Here is an 18,094-nt window from a genome sequence, read left to right as displayed (position 1 = left end):
AATCGCGGATTCCATCTCCCATGAATCATTTTGAGTTGTTTAATCTTCCTGTTGCACTCGATATTGATTTCGCTACTTTAAAAGCTGAATTTTTAAAGCTACAGCAGCAATATCACCCCGACAAAGCCGAAGACAAAGATCAGGCATTGATTAAATCTAGTGAAATTAATCAGGCATTTAAACAACTTTCTGCGGTAGATAGTCGTGCTGCATATTTACTCTCATTGAAAAAGCAAGATTATCATCTTGATCAATCCATCCATGACTTTGAATTTTTACAAGACGCCTTAGAAATTCGTGAGCAATTGGATGATGCTAGTTGTGCTGAAGACTTAAAGTCTTTAAAAATTGAAGTACAACAATGGGTTGATGGTTTAGTCCGTGAATTTAAAATTGACTATGCCGAAGAAGATTGGGCAGAAGCGCGTGACACTGTGCGTAAATTACGCTTTTTCATGAAAGTTATGGCTGACCTAGACAAAGCTGAAGATCGTTTTCTTGATGATGACAGTTTTGATTTAGACGATGATTTTTAATTTTAGTTTGTATTTTAATATTTAACGGGCAAAGGATTTTACATAATGGCGCTCTTGCAAATTGCAGAACCAGGTCAATCAAGTGCACCGCATGAACATCGCATTGCGATTGGCATTGACTTAGGCACCACTCATTCATTAGTTGCCACAGTTCTTTCTGGTAAAGCTAAAGTCTTGCATGATGAGCAAGGTCGCGTGCTACTGCCTTCTATCGTCCATTATGCAGCGCAAAATACACATTATGGCAATGCTGCTGTGCCATTTATCACTACAGATCCTAAAAACACCATTGTTTCAGTCAAGCGTTTTATGGGTCGTTCTAAAGCTGACATCAAATTTCAACATCCATATACGTTAGTGGGTGAAAACAATCAAATGCCTGCGTTCGAAACAGCTCAAGGACGTAAAACGCCTGTTGAAATTTCTGCAGAATTGCTTAAACAACTCAAAGACCGTGCAGAAGCCAGCTTACAAAACCCTGTAAATGGTGCCGTAATTACTGTACCTGCATATTTTGATGAAGCGCAACGTCAAGCTACACGTGATGCTGCCGAGCTTGCAGGTTTAAACGTATTGCGCTTATTGAACGAACCAACAGCAGCTGCTGTAGCTTACGGTTTAGATCAAGACACCAACTTAGCACAAGACCGTAACTATGTGATTTACGACTTGGGTGGTGGTACTTTTGACGTTTCTATTTTACGTTTCTCTCAGGGTGTTTTTGAAGTTTTAGCTACAGGCGGTCACACTGCTTTAGGTGGGGATGACTTAGATCGCCTGATTGTAAAATGGGCAAAAAAACAGCTGAATATTGAAAGTTTAGATGATGCAGAATATGCACACTTTATTGTGTCTGCACGTAAAGCCAAAGAAGCGCTCAGCAATGCAGAAAGTGTTGAATTAAAACTGTTAGAGCATACGCTACAATTAGACCGTGCAAACTTTGAAAGTATTATTCAGGTTGCTTTAGATAAAACCATTAGTGTATGCAAACGTGTATTACGCGATGCCAAACTTGACCTAGATGACATTCAAAATGTAGTTTTAGTTGGTGGTTCAACACGTTCTTATGCCGTGCAAAAAGCTGTTCGTGAAGTATTTAATCAAGAACCATTATGCACAATTAACCCAGATGAAGTGGTTGCAATTGGTGCATCAATTACCGCCAATCAACTAATTGGTAACAGCAAAGATGGTTCGTTGCTATTAGACGTTACCCCACTGTCTTTGGGTTTAGAAACCATGGGCGGTTTGGTGGAACGCTTAATTTCACGCAATACTGCAATTCCTGTAGCACGTCGCCAAGAATTTACCACTTATCAAGATGGCCAAACTGCCATGTTGATTCATGTGGTACAAGGTGAGCGTGATTTGGTAGAACATTGTCGTAGCTTAGGTCGTTTTGTGCTACACGGTATTCCACCAATGACTGCGGGTCAGGCACGCATTGAAGTTACGTTCCAAGTCGATGCTGATGGCTTGCTCAGTGTTTCTGCTAAAGAAACCACTTCTGGTGTGACTGCAAATATCGACATCAAGCCATCTTATGGTTTATCTGAAGCAGATACCGAGCGTTTGCTGCTAGATGGTTTCAAATATGCAGAAGAAGACAAGCAATTGCGTCATTTGCATGAAACCAAAGTTGAAGCACAACGTGAACTTGAAGCTTTACAACAAGCCTTAAAAGTAGATGCACAACTATTAAGCCCAGAACAATTAGAAGCTTTAAATACTGCCAAAGCGCAGTTGGAAGCCGAATTGACTGGACAAGACATTAAAGCCATTGAACATGCTGTTGAACAGCTTAAAATACACAGTGATGCTTTTGCTGCAATTCGTATGAATCAACATATTGATGCAGCACTTAAAGGCACTAAACTCGACGACTGGTCAAACTCAAACTAATTTAAGGTAAAGATTATGCCACGTATTAAAGTACTTCCACATGCGCAATTCTGCCCAGAAGGTGCTGAGTTTGAAGTCGAACAAAATGCCAACTTATGCGAAAGCTTACTTGAAAATGGCATTAAAATTGAACATGCTTGCGATATGTCTTGTGCATGTACCACTTGCCACGTTGTTGTTCGTAAAGGCTTTAACAGCCTAGAAGAAATGGATGATGTTGAAGCTGACTTATTAGACCGTGCTTGGGGTTTAGAGCCTGATTCACGCTTATCTTGTCAGGTTAAAGTGGTCAATGAAGACTTGGAAGTCGAAATTCCAAAATACACCATTAACCATGCTTCAGAAAATCATTAATCATAAAATGATGCTAATTCTAAAAAACTGCGCTACGGCGCAGTTTTTTTATTGCACAACTTTAGATTTAAAATTTTTGAGGATTTAAAAGTTAAACGAGATCTACATTATAAGAAAAATTTTAGTGTTTTTCAGGAATATGAGTTTTGGCAATTTCTTCAACAGGTGGATGTTCAATCACTTCATCTTCAAGATTAAGTTTTACAATGCCCTGTGAGTTGGTCAGCTTTTGCTGCGTTTGAATTCTTTTAATCATTTTTTCTAATACGGTAATTAGCTCAGGATATTCAAAATTCTGCACTTCATCCAAATTAAGCAACAAATGAAAACCTTTATATTCGTAGTCAAACCAACGCTGATAATCCGACTTGCTGGCCGCATATTTTTCCATCACTTGCCAAGTTTTTACAGGACCTTGAATCCCCTTTAAAAAGATCGGTGCTTTCGGAGCACACAAATAATCATTTTTAATCAGTTTATAAGTGTCATCTGAAAGTAAAATTTCATCAACTTCGGCCGCACTTTGCAAACGCGCAGCTAAGTTAGCATCACGCCCAACAATGGTATATGCCATCCGATGTGCTGCACCGTAGTTCCCAACGTGGCAATATCCTGTACTGATACCCATACGAATATGTAAAGGCGGATAGCCCATTTTGACCCAACGTTCGCGTAACAATTTCATTTGCTGACGCATCGCAATAGCCATCTCTACACAAGTTTTAGCATCTTGTTCAACACCTTGCGTATTTGGATCACCAAAGAAAATTAAAATCGCATCACCCATAAACTTATCCACCGTCGCTTCATATTGCTTGGCAATTTCGGTCATGTGGCTTAAATAATCATTGAGCAGGAATGCTAAATCATCTGGAATTAGTGTTTCAGAAAGTTCAGTAAAGCCTTGAATATCAGAAAAGAAAATCGTCATTTTTTTACGTTTATATTCAATTTTCGCTTCCGACTCACCTTTCATAATCGATTGCCACAACTGCAAAGGTGCATAGCGACTAAGCTGATTCGCAAATTCCATATAGCGGTTCATTTGTGTGTAGTAATGGTCTTTCTTTGCCGTGGTATAGCGGATACGACGTGCCTGATAGGCACTGCCCATGCCAAAGTAAAAGATCATACATAAAAAGGCTAAAATCGTAAGTTCGGTACTGCTTTGTTCAAAATATTCGTTAAAACCAAAAATAAAAATATTACAAAAATAAAAAACTGTGACCGCCAATAAGGATGCCAATGCCACCAAAAAGAAAGAAACTTTAATATAAATGGCGGTATATAGCAGCGCAAATAAAGCGGCAAAAGTAAGTACCAAATTCAGATGTACCGCAGACAAACATACTGCGACTACCACAATATCAATAATAAACAGGATATTACGCTTGGCTTGATGACTATATTTATATTGCAGCCAACGCGAAAATTTAGGAATTATCAGTAATAAAAAAGTAAGAAAAAACGGAAGGTAAATTTGATAATTGGTATCGGCGTAGGTGTAGTGATAGACCACCATAATCAGGGATAAACTTGCATACCCGACTAAACGATGCAGAAATTCGAATTGTTTGGGATCTCTTTCCATCCAATTGTACATGAACACCGCGGCCTACTCCAATCTAGGATTAAAAAGCCACGCATCCTGCGTGGCAATTCATTTCAATTAATCCATTCGCCAGTCAAATGGCATATCGCCTTGACCACGCAGAGCAAGCATCAAGGTTTGACGCATGTGAGCCAAAACTTCATTGCTGTATGGTACAGCTGGCGTACCCCAAACTGGTTTAGGCCAAGCCACATCATTTTGATAACGCACGACGTGATGAAAATGCAATTGTGGAACCATATTACCTAAAGCCGCCACATTCATTTTATCGGCACGGAATACACGTGATAATTGGCTAGATAACCAGCTAGATTCGCGTAAAAATTGTTCTTGGTCTGCCTGGCTTAATTCGTATAGTTCTGTAACCCCTGGCACACGTGGAATTAGAATTAACCAAGGGAATTGCATATCATTCATTAAACGACATGTTGACAGAGGAAAGTCGCCTACAAAAAAAGTATCTTGAGCAAGTTGTGGATGCAAACTAAACATATCTTTATAAATGACGCAAATTGTAATGATGGGTAATACTATCACATCCCTAGTGAACTGAGTATGATTCCCATCATGTTTCGATGTAAATAAAGTGCAATTTTAACCAAATTCATCATGAATAATATTCATTATAGAATCAGAGGTTTCTTAGCAAATATTCATAAATTTACCGATATGATATTTGGATCAATTTGCATTTTTAAACTCAGCTGTGCAAAGTTTTTAGCAGGCTGTTTAATAGATCGGCAATAAATTGAATCCGCTTTTCAGCTTCCTCCAACATCACCATCACTTTTAAACGCTGTCCACCATCCATACGGAAATAGGTCGGATGTTTTTGCATCATTTGAATGATGCTCATGGCTTGCACAGGTGTATCTGGTGAAAATTCGATATGACCGCCATTTGTACCAATATCAATTTTAGTGATGCCCAACTGCTCTGCTTTTAAACGCAGTTGATGTACAGCAAATAATTGTTTCACCGCTTGTGGTGGAATACCAAAACGGTCAATCAACTCCATACGGATATGATCAAGCTTTTCTTGAGTATCGGTATTACTAATGCGTTTGTAGAACAATAAGCGCTGATGCACATCGCCCAAATAATCATCTGGTATTAAAGCAGGCATGTGTAGGTTAATTTCTGCAGTTAAAGACAATGGCGCATCGAAGTTAGGAGTTTTACCCTTTTGAATGGCTTTGGTGGCTTTTTCCAGCATTTCCATATACAGGCTATAACCAATAGCTTGCATTGAACCGCTTTGTTGCTCACCCAGTAATTCGCCCGCACCACGAATTTCCAAGTCTTCGGTTGCCAGCATAAAACCTGCACCCAAAGTTGAGGCACGCTGAATCGCATCCAAGCGTTTTTCAGCATCGCCTTTTAAGCCCTTAATGGAAGGTACCAGCAAATACGCATAAGCTTGGTGATGCGAACGTCCAACACGACCACGTAGTTGGTGCAACTGCGCCAATCCGAGTTTATCTGCACGTTCAATTAAAATGGTATTGGCATTTGGAACATCAATCCCTGTTTCAATAATGGTTGAGCAAACCAACACGTTATATTCTTTATGATAAAACTGCTGCATGACTTGCTCTAATTCACGCTCGCGCATTTGCCCATGCGCAACTGCAACCCGCGCTTCTGGTACCAATTCACGAATGGTTTCAGCACTACGCTCAATGGTTTCCACTTCATTATGCAGGAAATACACCTGACCACCACGTAACAATTCACGTAAAATGGCTTCTTTCACCGTATCGCCTGTATGCTCTTGCACAAAGGTTTTGACCGCTAAACGGCGTGCAGGTGGTGTAGCAATAATGGATAAATCGCGCATACCGCTAAATGCCATATTTAAGGTACGTGGAATTGGCGTTGCGGTTAAAGTCAGCATATCCACATCGGCGCGCAGCGCTTTAATACGTTCTTTGTCACGCACCCCAAAACGATGTTCTTCATCGACAATCATTAAACCCAACTGCTTGAACTGAATATTTTCTTGCAGAATTTTGTGCGTCCCAATCACAATATCGACTTTGCCTTCAGCTAAATCTTCAATGGTTTTTTGATGAGATTTGCTTGAACCAAAACGCGATAAGACTTCAATACGCACAGGCCAGTCGGCAAAACGGTCTTTAAAAGATTCATAATGCTGTTGTGCCAACAATGTGGTCGGAACCAATACCGCGACTTGTTTATTATTCTGTACCGCGACAAATGCAGCCCGCATGGCGACTTCGGTTTTACCAAAACCAACATCACCACAGACCAAACGATCCATTGGTTTTGCCAGTTGCATGTCATGTAAAGTCGCTTCAATTGCATTGGCTTGGTCTAGGGTTTCTTCATAAGCAAAGCCACTGGCAAATTGCATATAAAGACTATGATCCAACTCAAAAGCAAAACCCGGTTTAGATTGACGACGTGCCTGAATATGCAGTAATTCTGCTGCCACATCGTGAATTTGTTCCAACGCTTTGCGTTTGGCTTTATTCCATGCATCTGTGCCTAATTTATGCAAAGGCGCAAGGTCTGGATCACCACCGCTATAACGGCTGATTAAATGCAAATTGGTAACAGGTACATACACTTTTGCAGCATCGGCATAATCAAGTTGTAAAAACTCATGCTCTTGCTCATCAATATTTAAAGTAATTAAACCTGCATAACGCCCTACGCCATAATCAATATGTACCACAGGTGCACCAATGCTTAACTCGGTCAAACTGCGAATTAAAAACTCTTCAGAAACTTCCTGCTGACGTTTACGACGGCGCTGCACCACACGATGTTCATACAACTGATTTTCTGAGATTACACTCAATTGATCTTGAATGACCAAGCCGCGATCTAAAGGTGCATTGGTAATCGCAATGGCTTGTAAAGACTGCTGAAATGCCTCAAAACTCTCCACTTGTGGAATTTCACCCAAAGCGGCACGCAACGCATCTTTTAAGGTTTCACGACGACCTGCACTTTCTGCCACCAATAAAACAGGATGATTGGCCGCATCAATATATTGCTTAACGGCATGAAAGGGTTGTTCTTGTTTAGGATCAACCGCCAAACGTGGTGGTACAAGTGTGCTTAAGTTCACTACACCTGCTTTTTGCTCAAAAGCTTCGGGCGATGCAATCACACGTCCAAATTGATTCAGTTGTTCTAATAATTGATTTGGTTGTAGGAATAATTGCTCAGGCGGCAAAATCGGCTGGTCGATGTTATGACGTCTGTCCTCATAACGATACAGCACATCTTTCCAAAATTGAGTTAAACAGTCATCCACCGCCTTATCTGTAATGACAATGCAATGCTTTGGTAAGTATGAAAGTAATGTATTTTGACCTTCAAGCTGTGCTTGAGTGAAGAATAACGGAAAATAAAACTCTAAACCAGGCGATGCAATGCCTTCTAACACATCCTGATACACAGGGTTCTTTTTCGGGTTTGCCGTTGGGAAACTTTCTGCATAGCGGTCACGGAAAATCGCACGACCTTCTTTTAATGGAAATTCTTTGGCGGGTAAAACCGTAAAATTCTGCAAACTTTGGGTGGTACGCTGCGTTTCTGGATCAAAAAACTTTAAGGTTTCAACTTCATCATCAAATAAATCAATACGGATGGGTGCTTCCTGTCCCGAAGCATAAATATCCATAATACTGCCACGCACAGCAAACTCACCATGATCATAGACTGTATCGACCAGATGATAGCCTGCTTGTACCAAACGCTGTTTTTGTTGTTCCAAAGCAAACTTTTGCCCAACACGAATATCGAAATGCTCGCCTAACACCCATGAGGTTGGTGCAACACGTTGTGCCAAAGTGCTTGCAGCAACCAACAATACACCTTGCTGCGGCATATTGGATAAAATCGCCAAACGCTCCGACACAATATCTTGATGCGGTGACAAGCGGTCATAAGGCAAAATTTCCCAATCGGGGAAAATAGTCGGTTTTACCCCGTAAAATTCTAATTCGCTTTCTAACTGCGCCAAATGTTGTTGATTGCGCGCGACAATCACAAATAAATGCTGATTCTGCTGACCAATTTCTTTAAATAATAATGCTGCGGCGGAACCTTGTAGATTACCAATCCAGCGTTTTTCGCCAGCTTTCAGTTGTGCTAAATTGAGTTGGGAAATTTCGTGTTGGAACATGTATATAGCTTTAGGGTCTAAACAACATGGGGCTTATACTAGCACGATGAATTGACGGTTTTACGTAATTTTTTTCATCCACCATTACAGCGTATTTAATTGCAAAATTTTATAAAACAGCGAGCTTTAAAGTTTGATACACACGCCTCTTTACTTTTGATCACGTAAAAACTGTCGATAATAATCATTCAATTTTTTAACAATCGCTTTAAATTCCAGTAAGTTTTCTTCGGTATTACCAAGCATTGTGTTAAAACGCTGTTGCGCAATTTCCAGATCAATTTTTTCATTGATAATCATAGCTGTAGAATACAGCTGTGCCAAATCATCAAACTGCTGCATACGGCGGTTGGATAAATAATTTAAACGCTCTGCCAAAACATCGTTAAGCAAAATACCATCGACAATATAGCCTTGTTCCGCATCCCATTGAATATTCTGTGCTTCTAAATAGGCAATTTCTTCGAGATTGGCTTTATTTTTAAACAACCCTGTAAGTTTGCTGAACATTTTGAACCTATAAATTGGCGAAATCAAAGTGAATGCTGCAGAGTTTAAATGCTTCACTAAAATAGATGCAACTGATCAGGGTGATTTATGCTCCCCTGATGTTATAAGTCAGTGTTTCAACCCCACTTTGCTTAGGCTATTTATAATGATGCATATTTTGCATCCTGCCAAATGCAAAAAAGCATCTTGAAGATGCTTTTATAACAATCAAAAAATGACTTAAAGCTTATTTGCCATAAGTTTGCTGTAAATACTTCACAATCTTGGCCGATTCAAAAAGCTGAGTCTGGGTATTTGGATCGATTAAAAATGGGACTTGAATATTATCACCCATAACTTTTAATACCTGCTCACGCTTACCACCTGCCAGTGGCACATATTTACCCGGTTTTAAACGTAATTTTGCCAAGCCTTGATCTTGCCAACGCTCTTTGGCTACATTATGAAATTTAAATGGCAACTCCAGTTCAGTCAATACACCACGTACTACACGTGTATAAGGACTTCCCTCAAAACCCCACAGTTCAATCAGTTGTTCAGGTGCAGCGCGCTCTACAATTTTCTGGTTAATCCACACACCACGTGCACCATTCAATAATGTGCCTGCAAGTGCAACATAAGGAATTTTAGGAAAATGCGCGTATTTTTTTGGCGTTTTTCCACTTTTGCCATAATGTTTGAATAAATGATGAATGATCTGCTGTGATTCATAGAGCTGATCACCTGTATTTTCATCAATTAAAAATGGAAACTGAGTTTTACCACCCAGTTGTTTCACCAAAGGTCGATATTTTGTGCCACCTTTGGGGCATGGATAAACCTCATAATCCAAATTTAACAAGGTCATGACTTCGCGTACACGACGGCAAAATGGTGAACCTTCAAACTCATATAACTTTAAGGCTTTTTCGGGTTGCTTGGGAAATGCTGTCCCATTCACTCCACGTCCACCTTCGGTAAGCATAGATGCCACTGCCTGAATGACTTTAATTTGATGATGCACCATTTTGTTTTCCTTGTGATGTGCTCAGCAATTTGATGACTGCGCCATCAAACCGCTTATAAATCGACCAACTTTTCTTTTGCCACAATAATACCGTTGTTATCAGCATAGACATAATCGCCCGAATTAAAAGTGACTTGTCCGAAATGCAAACTCACATCCACTTCACCCACGCCTTTGCGGTTACTTTTTTGTGGAATTGAAGCCAAAGCATGTACGCCTAAATCAAGTGCTGCAATTGCATCGACATCACGTACACAGCCGTAAATAATCACGCCATTCCAGTGATTTTTCACTGCGGATTCAGCAATCAAGTCACCCATTAAGGCACAGCGCATAGATGCCCCACCATCTACCACCAAAACTTTGCCTGTGCCATCGGTTGCCAATAACTCTTTTACACGTGAGTTATCTTCAAAGCATTTTACAGTCACAATTTGACCACCAAAAGTTTTACGTGCACCGTAACTTTTGAAAAATTTACCATCCAAAGATGGAATCACCACTTGAAGGTCATGTTCTGGATGGTCATCTAATAAGTCACAAGTTACGAATGGTACTGTAGACACGTTGTTCCCCTTTTACTTGGTTTTTTGTATTTGTAAATTATCATAAATTTGAAATTTATGAATTTGCGATTGCGCTGCCTCGACCATAGTATGAGCCACTTGCGTAGCACTTACTGGCTTATATGTAAAATGATCGGGAATAAATCGTGATATTTTAAGATACAGCTTTTGTCCTAAATCTTCTAAACGCCGTTGTTCGTTGCGCTCACCCAATAATAAAGATGGACGCAAAATTGATACTTTGTCTAAATCCAAACTTTCAATATATTGTTCTAGCTCACCTTTGACACGATTATAAAATACGGCTGATTTGGCTTCTGCTCCCAAAGCACTGACCAATATGTAATGCGTACCCTTCGCCTGCAATAATTCGGCAAAATGTGCATTGATGGTATAGTCCACAGCATAAAATCCCTGCTTTGAGCCTGCCTTTTTTAAGGTTGTGCCTAAACAACTGAATGCATGACTATAACCGCTCACATCTTCATCATTGAGCAATAAAAAGTCTTCGAGGAGTAACGTCTGGACTTTTTCTAAGCGATTTAATTCCGAGCAAGGTCTACGCAAAACAACGGTGATATTTTTACATTCAGGCAGCTGATTAAGCTGTTTGACCAATTGCTGCCCAACTAAACCATTCCCACCAATTACAATTGCATTTTGAATAGAATTTGTCATTTTTTAAACAATCTCTGAGGCTTAAAGCTAATCTACCTGTTTCTTTCTGATTTTTCTGCAGCTAAAATGTTGTCAAAGCATGTCAAGACTTGACTTAACTGTCTAGTTTCATCAAAATATGGCACTTGTTTACGGGCTGGTGATAATTCTTCTGATGTTGGTTTTCGGAAGTAATTGCAGCCCGCCCAGACCAATCTATTTCAAGGAGTGCACGAGTGGCAAACTCTGCTCAAGCTAGAAAACGTGCTCGTCAAAACGTTAAAGCACGTAAACACAACGCAAGCTTACGTTCTATGGTTCGTACTTATTTAAAACGCACAATCGCTGCTATTGCTGCAGGTGATTATGCGGTTGCTACTGAAGCTTACAAAAAAGCTGTTCCAGTAATTGACCGTATGGCTGATAAAGGCATCATCCATAAGAACAAAGCAGCTCGTCATAAGAGCCGTTTAAACGCTCAAGTTAAAGCTTTAGCTTCTAACTAAGTGTTAAACAAAAGAAGCCCGTTAAGGGCTTTTTTTTTGTGCCTGCTGTTTCGATAATTTATCAAATTAAGCAATCTTTAGTTTCTGCACGCCAATTACATCACTTCAAATACACCTGCCACCATAAAATAAAAAACACCTCCTGAACTGGTCAAAAGGTGTTTTAAATTAATGAAGATGAATAATTCAGACGAAGAATTATTTCAGCATCAGTCGTAAATTTTGTGGACTTAAATAAGCCAGTTGCAAACTGTTATTAGCCTTTAATTGCGTCCATTGCTGATTCGCACCACCTGTGCAACCATAACGAATTAAACGCGCGCGGTTTTCTTTTAGGTAGCCATGCTCTAAATCAAAACACTGACTCCCCTGACGAATCGTTCCCGAAGCTGTGTGCATTTCCCAGACCTGACTGTCTTTAGATGTACTGCAGCTTGCAAGTGAGACCACATTGCCGTTGTTAGTTAAGCACTGATCCATTTCTGCTTTGCTGTGAATACGCCCCAAACCATCATAAATCCACTGCTCAGTTGCATCGCCTGTACAGCCACTTGCTCCACTAATGTAAGCATTTTTCTGACCACTCGCCAAAGTTTCAACTTTCAAACAGTTATTTCTGTTTTTCATTAGTGTTGCTTCAGCCACAATATTTTCATTGCCTAAACCCAATCGCTCCACAAAATTGTGCAATGCTGTTTCCGCTTCAGGCTTAGTCTTTTCTAAATCGGCACGATAAACATTCATCCAGCGGTTTAAACGATAAATCGTATTTTGCTGTTGTTCATAACGCTGTAATTGTTGCTGTGCAGTTGCACTTAGCTCTTGACGATAATCTGCATAAGAATCATACAATAGTTGTGCAGCAGGTTTTAAAGCCACCACAGCTTGACTGGCTTGCGCTTCCAACTGCTTCTGAAAATCAGGCATTTCAACTTTTCTTAAAGCTTCATAGCCATGTGTACGACCAATTTTTACCGCAGGTTGAATACTATCGCTATATTGCGGAATATTCAGTGTCGATAATAACTTCTCGGCATGATTGGCTTTTTTACAGTATAAATTCACCTGTTTTGGCTGCTCAGCAAGTGCTAAATTGACATGCAGTTTATTGGCATTGCTGGTCATACGGTTAGGTGCCAATGCCACGTTCTGATTACGATTGGCATATTGAACATCTAACCAACATGCGGCATTTTCAGCAGCACGATTTGCCACAGGTAAATTATAAACATTACCCCAGTTACTGCGTGCAGCAGGATACAACACACCTTGCTGAGTTTCAGGATCATATCCGCCAATAATAGTAATTACAGGCACACCAAATAAGCGCGGTTTTAAATAATATCCATCGGCACTGTTGTACCAAACCTGATTGGAGCTTGGTACTTTTGGATAAACCACTTCCATTTGGCGTGTGTCTTTATTCCAGATTTTATAACCACTTGGTGAGCTTTCATCCCAAACATGTCGCGCCCCAAAGTGGGGTTGAATCCGAATATGGGTACTGTAACCCGTGTAATGGGTATAACGCGAAATGCTACTGTTGGTTGCACCACCTGACATCGCATCCCAACCATAAGCATATTGTTTCAGGAAGTTAGGCACACCATTTTTGCCATCACCCAAGTTTCGAGTATGCCACGCCAAGTTGCCACGCATTTTATTACGATACGCAATATAGCCCCAACCGCTGTCTGCATGGTGTGCAGCCCAGAACATATTTTCACCTTGTGAACCCGGATAATGCCCAAGACCATAATGATGCCCAATTTCATGGCTAAACTCGTTGCCCACAGAATCATACAGGGTCAACATACCATTACCGCCACTTAAACCATGCGTTTGATCACCATTTGTATATTTACCTCGTGCATGATGGGCAATTACAGTTTGTGTAAGTTGTGGCTGTTGATGACTCAACATCGAGGCACTGGTCACCCCCCAGTTGGCCAAGTTAATTCCTACACTAAAGGTCGATTTTGCAGTATTTTCCCGCATGTCCCCCGAATAGTCACCACCTTCACCCGCACTTTGGGTATCGTAAATCGTGCCGTTGGCGACCATCACTCGATCTAGCTGAATGTCATCATATTTTGCCACGGTCATTTGTGCCGCAGGAATGGTTTGGAAATAATCGGTACCCGCTTTTTCAGGCTCTAATAACATATAATGCCCGCCCGATTTCGGTGGTGCAGTTAGTAGACCGATACGAATATTATTGAGTACCAATTCACCCGGTGCGGCAAAATCAATTTTTTCTGCTTCGAGTGCACCAGTACGGTTTTTAGAATCGACCAAACGCAGCTTTAAACCGGGACGTACTTCATCCCAATTTAATTTAGCCGACCACGCACGCTTACTATACAACACCTCAGCACGACCATCTTGATTGCTCTGGTCTGAAGCAGGAATCTGGGTTGGATCAAGTAAAGCAACACGACGTAACAAGCGTTCATTTTGATACACTTCAAGCTGCAAAGTGTCGATATTGTCCATGCCCTGATTTGGTGTAACCAATAATAATGCTTCTTTTTTTTGCGGTCAAACGTGGCATTTTTTTCGCCTCGTTACCATTCGGATCAACCACATGCCCTTGAGCAAATTGAATCATTGCCTGAAAATCACCTTCTAAATCATTACGCACTTCACGTGATTCAGAATTAGCGTTGTAATCATAAAACCCAAGTGCCGATTGATTGATGACATCTTGTTTAGGTTCAGGGTAAGGATTAGCCACATTACCCACAGGTGGTTGCTGAGGATTTTCCGGTGGTATTGGATTTTCTTGATTTGAATTCCCAGCGGTATCTCCCTCGCCACCACCACCACCACATGCGGCAAGCATGGATGATAATATACATACACTTAATAGACTAAGCGAAAACCGAGTCACACTTTTCATTATTTATTCCACCCCAATGTCAATTTATGACAAAAAAATATAAAAATAAACACATATTTTTCAATGGTTTGTATTTTCATATTAAATAGATGAATAAAATTATGCAATTCTCAAGTTTCATATCACTTTATATTTTCAACACAGTTTTATTAATTTTTCTTTATAAAAATCAGCGAATCCTTAAAACAGCACACAGATTGTTAGACAATATTTGATCGAGTTTGCACTCACAACTGCATAAATTGAAGGAAAAAAAGAGAATAAAATTTGAATTATTTTTTTTAATTTCTGACAGACGGTATTCTATCGTACTGAATGGATAGCACTAGAATATGCGTTCAATGTTCTGCTTAAACTTTCTGACGAAATTGCGAGATATCTAAAGTGTGAATCTGACCGCGCCAAATCCATTTTAGCTTGGATTCTAAAAACTCATCACCTTCAAACCAAACGAATAAACCTTCCATCATGTCTGGCCAATCGGCTTGCGTGACTTCATTACGTCCAGAAATCACCGCGATAATTGCAGCTAAAATCGTATCATGACTCACAGCCAAACTCAGTCCGTATTGGTTGGTTGGATGGGTGTTATAAATCAGCTCAAGGACATCCACGACACCATGAATCGGATGTTTCATGCCGGGCAAGGCATTATTCACAAAACTATTAATAAAGCCTAAAGCACCCTGTTTCTGAAAATATGGGCCTGCCTGTTTGATATCAAGTACAAAGCTTCCTGGTTCCACCAATAAACCTTGTTCTATAATTTCAATGTGATGGGTATTGGGTTCGAGGGTAATGCCATCTGCCCCACGAATCATTAAAGCAGCCGTATCGACACAACGCTGAATAGGACTTGAAATACAGTGTTGAATCACCCGATCTGTATTTCCAACCAAGTAGCCTCCCCATGCTTCGGCTAAATCGCGACCTTGTTCGGTCAATTGTAAATTATAGCCAGCCAAACCCTGACCAACGACAATTTCACGAATAGAATGACGGGTAAACAAAGTCACAGGCGTCTGAGCATCAGGCAATAAATCAATTGCTTTAAGCATACTTGCAGGGAGTAGTTCTAATGCCATGATCTAGCCAAAATTTTAACTTGGTTGCTTGACACTATACCATGTTCAGCACTTTGCTCAATCTGACTTCGCCATAAGTCCAAGTGCTTGTAAGGCAATCTGTTTCATCTGCGTATTTTTATAGGCGATAAAACCACCATTTAACAATGTATCGCGCTGATTATATAAAAATGCCCGCCCCTGAAAATCGACCAATCCACCACCTATTCGTTCCAATAAACATTGTCCTGCACTGGTGTCCCACTCAGAAGTCGGATGAAAACGTGGGTAAATATCGACACGATCTTCCAAAATCATGCAGAATTTATAAGCACTACCTGCTTTTAGTTCTTCAAAATTGGTCAACTGCGCCAAGCTTTTTAAATAGTCTGCATAGTGTGATTTTTTTTGACTACTGTGGCTTAATCCAATTTTTAGAACTGAAGATGTTACCGTGGGTTCAGACTGATAGAGATACCATTGCTGAGTTAAAATATGATATTTCAATGGCATACCCTGTTCAGGACAAAAATAAATAGTTTGCTCGCCTGGTACTGCAAGTACTGCAAAAGTTGTTTGCACACCACAAATTAAACTTAAATTAATGGTAAATTCAGGACGTTGATGTAAAAACTCTTTCGTGCCATCTAAAGGATCAAGCAACCAAAATTGCTGCCATTGCTGACGTTGGTCTTGCTCACCTTCTTCGGACAACACAGGTAAATTGGAGATTTTTGCCAAAGCCTGCATTAAATAATAATTGACTCGATAATCGGCTTGCGTAACAGGAGAATCATCAGTTTTCTTTTCTACATCAAAAGCAGCACCTGAACAATAATCTTGAAATTCCTGATTTAAAATTTCACACGCCTGCTGCACGATTGGCAATAACTGTAAAATTAAAGTATGCGTTGGCGCCTTTGTTTTTATAAACATAACTATCCTTTTTAGACTGTATCTAAAGGTCTAATTTTTCATTACTTTCATAAAAACATTGTAATAAAATTTACGGCTGATGCGTAGATAAAATTTAGTGGCTAGATATGCTAAATCAAGACTTTATGTGTCAAGGCAATTCCTTTTTACTTGAGTTTTTTATTTATTGAGTGCTTAGTTAATTAATCTTTAAATGGATTGGATAATCTTTTTTTAAACATCGATAAAGTGAGTGCACCACTAACCAATAATAAAATACCCACAATCACCAAATAAGTTTCACCACCAAAAAAACCAATAATAATTGCAGCAATACCCAATAAACCCAAAATAGTGGTAATGGCAATTCCTAAAATAGACATCACAATTCCTTTTAAATTTATTTAATCATGAAAAATTGTCAATATTCTCAGGTATCGTTCTGTCATATTCATGCCTCTTTTGATAGTTAAAGCGTAACATTTGAGCGCACCTTGCCACATTTATACACAGAACTTATACTGAAATAGACTAAACACGACCTATTACATTTCACTGAGTTTGCTGAATAGCTTAAGTGCAGATTATGACAACTTGATGCATTTTATTTAAAAAGATTCTTTCTTAAATCATTTTTGAATCACTGCAAAGGAAATTCCCTTTCCTTTTAGGAGACTTGCGGAGCATGCTCCTCAGGGAGAGGTTTTTTATAAGAATCCCCTCATCCACTTGCGGAATATACTCCTCATCCTGAGCAATACATGGCGTAAAAGAAGGGACACTTTCAATACTAATTTTACTGATCATTTATGATCAAATTTCGACTTATAAAAGGATTCTAATTCAGGTTGAACCATTCATAGAATTAAGGTATAAAAAAGCCCGATCTACATCAATCGGGCCAGATTTAAAGGTACACAAATTTGTATACATAATCAAAATCACTAGAATTTTAAATCAAAAAATTAGGGTATGTTGACACTTTTAGCTTAAATAAATAGCGAAGTAGTAAAATTAAATCACCAAACCCAATTTTACTATTCGCTATGCCTCGTACCATGCTGACAGATCAACACTGGCAAAAGTTGAAAGTTATTCTGCGTAATTTATCCATTCACCACAACTCAAATTTACGCAATTTTATTGAAGCTAGTCTCTATAGAATTAGAACAGGCTGTCCGTGGCGAGATATTCCTTCTTGTTTTGGTCATTCAAACTCTATTTTCAAACGTTTTAATCGTTGGTCAAGTAGCGGTAAGTTACTTAGATTATTCAAATTACTAGCCTCATGCCCCGATATGGAATGGATTTTTATTGATGGCTCTCATGTACGTGCTCATCAACATTCTGCCGGCATAGCGAATCAATCTATTTCTAAAAGTGTAGGAGGAAACTCCTC

Annotated in this window: 14 protein-coding genes and 2 pseudogenes; 5 read left to right on the top strand and 11 right to left on the bottom strand. The window is 39.7% G+C overall.

The annotated features are described in order from the left end of the window. Window positions 1-20 precede the first annotated feature (20 nt). Genes hscB through fdx form a run of 3 tightly spaced genes read left to right on the top strand, consistent with a single transcriptional unit; the run spans window position 21 to window position 2,795 of the window. Window positions 21-536 carry a Fe-S protein assembly co-chaperone HscB gene (hscB, locus tag HX743_RS12085; RefSeq protein WP_178319344.1) on the top strand — a complete coding sequence of 172 codons (516 nt, stop codon included), beginning with the start codon at window positions 21-23 and terminating at the stop codon, window positions 534-536. A 45-nt stretch (window positions 537-581) separates the two neighbouring features. Beyond that, on the top strand, window positions 582-2,441 hold the full coding sequence (hscA, locus tag HX743_RS12080; RefSeq protein ID WP_178319343.1) for a Fe-S protein assembly chaperone HscA: 1,860 nt from the start codon (window positions 582-584) through the stop codon (window positions 2,439-2,441). A gap of 15 nt (window positions 2,442-2,456) precedes the next feature. Continuing rightward, window positions 2,457-2,795 (top strand): ISC system 2Fe-2S type ferredoxin, encoded by a 339-nt coding sequence (fdx, locus tag HX743_RS12075; RefSeq protein WP_178319342.1) that lies wholly within the window; start codon window positions 2,457-2,459, stop codon window positions 2,793-2,795. A 121-nt stretch (window positions 2,796-2,916) separates the two neighbouring features. Here fdx and HX743_RS12070 read toward each other — a convergent pair whose 3' ends face one another. The 7 genes from HX743_RS12070 to HX743_RS12040 form a co-directional block, all read right to left on the bottom strand. Beyond that, window positions 2,917-4,398 (bottom strand): adenylate/guanylate cyclase domain-containing protein, encoded by a 1,482-nt coding sequence (locus HX743_RS12070; RefSeq protein ID WP_004976658.1) that lies wholly within the window; start codon window positions 4,396-4,398, stop codon window positions 2,917-2,919. A 66-nt stretch (window positions 4,399-4,464) separates the two neighbouring features. After that, complete coding sequence (locus HX743_RS12065) at window positions 4,465-4,899, bottom strand: HIT domain-containing protein (protein WP_004976660.1); 435 nt, start codon at window positions 4,897-4,899, stop codon at window positions 4,465-4,467. 208 nt (window positions 4,900-5,107) lie between these two features. After that, window positions 5,108-8,569, bottom strand: a complete 3,462-nt coding sequence (gene mfd / locus HX743_RS12060; protein WP_178319341.1) for a transcription-repair coupling factor — start codon at window positions 8,567-8,569, stop codon at window positions 5,108-5,110. Window positions 8,570-8,719: 150 nt separating this feature from the next. Continuing rightward, window positions 8,720-9,079, bottom strand: a complete 360-nt coding sequence (locus HX743_RS12055; protein ID WP_004976663.1) for a hypothetical protein — start codon at window positions 9,077-9,079, stop codon at window positions 8,720-8,722. A 226-nt stretch (window positions 9,080-9,305) separates the two neighbouring features. Further along, the gene (locus HX743_RS12050) at window positions 9,306-10,085 is read right to left on the bottom strand and encodes a glutathione S-transferase N-terminal domain-containing protein (RefSeq protein WP_004976665.1); all 780 of its coding nucleotides are present in this window, start codon (window positions 10,083-10,085) and stop codon (window positions 9,306-9,308) included. Between the two features lie 53 nt (window positions 10,086-10,138). Further along, complete coding sequence (gene rraA, locus HX743_RS12045) at window positions 10,139-10,651, bottom strand: ribonuclease E activity regulator RraA (protein ID WP_004976667.1); 513 nt, start codon at window positions 10,649-10,651, stop codon at window positions 10,139-10,141. 12 nt (window positions 10,652-10,663) lie between these two features. Then, entirely contained in the window at window positions 10,664-11,329 is a 666-nt protein-coding gene (locus HX743_RS12040; RefSeq protein WP_004976668.1) for an NAD(P)H-binding protein, read from the bottom strand. Window positions 11,330-11,544: 215 nt separating this feature from the next. On the opposite strand from HX743_RS12040, the gene rpsT reads away from it, so the two are divergent. Next, complete coding sequence (gene rpsT, locus HX743_RS12035) at window positions 11,545-11,814, top strand: 30S ribosomal protein S20 (RefSeq protein ID WP_004976669.1); 270 nt, start codon at window positions 11,545-11,547, stop codon at window positions 11,812-11,814. Window positions 11,815-12,012: 198 nt separating this feature from the next. Here rpsT and HX743_RS12030 read toward each other — a convergent pair. From HX743_RS12030 to HX743_RS12015, 4 genes and pseudogenes are all read right to left on the bottom strand, one after another. Then, window positions 12,013-14,716 (bottom strand): annotated as a pseudogene (locus HX743_RS12030) (M66 family metalloprotease). 350 nt (window positions 14,717-15,066) lie between these two features. Continuing rightward, on the bottom strand, window positions 15,067-15,801 hold the full coding sequence (locus tag HX743_RS12025; protein ID WP_004976677.1) for a histidine phosphatase family protein: 735 nt from the start codon (window positions 15,799-15,801) through the stop codon (window positions 15,067-15,069). A gap of 57 nt (window positions 15,802-15,858) precedes the next feature. Next, a complete protein-coding gene (locus HX743_RS12020; protein WP_131261461.1) occupies window positions 15,859-16,716 on the bottom strand; it encodes a 3'(2'),5'-bisphosphate nucleotidase CysQ in 858 nt (285 codons plus the stop codon). 182 nt (window positions 16,717-16,898) lie between these two features. After that, window positions 16,899-17,078, bottom strand: a complete 180-nt coding sequence (locus HX743_RS12015; protein ID WP_004976682.1) for a hypothetical protein — start codon at window positions 17,076-17,078, stop codon at window positions 16,899-16,901. 663 nt (window positions 17,079-17,741) lie between these two features. Between HX743_RS12015 and HX743_RS12010 the strand changes: the two are divergent. Beyond that, window positions 17,742-18,094 (top strand): annotated as a pseudogene (locus tag HX743_RS12010) (IS5-like element ISAba31 family transposase); the annotation flags it as partial.

This window comes from Acinetobacter sp. Swhac1, from assembly GCF_013390985.1.
GTDB classification, from domain to species: Bacteria; Pseudomonadota; Gammaproteobacteria; order Pseudomonadales; family Moraxellaceae; genus Acinetobacter; species Acinetobacter towneri.
This window is presented reverse-complemented; position numbering and strand designations above follow the sequence as displayed.

Excerpts from the sequence above, each read along its gene's own strand:
- hscB (WP_178319344.1), top strand. The coding sequence starts at position 21 with ATGAATCATTTTGAGTTGTTTAATCTTCCTGTTGCACTCGATATTGAT.
- fdx (WP_178319342.1), top strand. The coding sequence starts at position 2,457 with ATGCCACGTATTAAAGTACTTCCACATGCGCAATTCTGCCCAGAAGGT.
- hscA (WP_178319343.1), top strand. The coding sequence starts at position 582 with ATGGCGCTCTTGCAAATTGCAGAACCAGGTCAATCAAGTGCACCGCAT.
- HX743_RS12055 (WP_004976663.1), bottom strand. The coding sequence starts at position 9,079 with ATGTTCAGCAAACTTACAGGGTTGTTTAAAAATAAAGCCAATCTCGAA.
- HX743_RS12015 (WP_004976682.1), bottom strand. The coding sequence starts at position 17,078 with ATGTCTATTTTAGGAATTGCCATTACCACTATTTTGGGTTTATTGGGT.
- HX743_RS12020 (WP_131261461.1), bottom strand. The coding sequence starts at position 16,716 with ATGTTTATAAAAACAAAGGCGCCAACGCATACTTTAATTTTACAGTTA.
- HX743_RS12040 (WP_004976668.1), bottom strand. The coding sequence starts at position 11,329 with ATGACAAATTCTATTCAAAATGCAATTGTAATTGGTGGGAATGGTTTA.
- HX743_RS12070 (WP_004976658.1), bottom strand. The coding sequence starts at position 4,398 with ATGTACAATTGGATGGAAAGAGATCCCAAACAATTCGAATTTCTGCAT.
- mfd (WP_178319341.1), bottom strand. The coding sequence starts at position 8,569 with ATGTTCCAACACGAAATTTCCCAACTCAATTTAGCACAACTGAAAGCT.
- HX743_RS12025 (WP_004976677.1), bottom strand. The coding sequence starts at position 15,801 with ATGGCATTAGAACTACTCCCTGCAAGTATGCTTAAAGCAATTGATTTA.
- HX743_RS12065 (WP_004976660.1), bottom strand. The coding sequence starts at position 4,899 with ATGTTTAGTTTGCATCCACAACTTGCTCAAGATACTTTTTTTGTAGGC.
- HX743_RS12050 (WP_004976665.1), bottom strand. The coding sequence starts at position 10,085 with ATGGTGCATCATCAAATTAAAGTCATTCAGGCAGTGGCATCTATGCTT.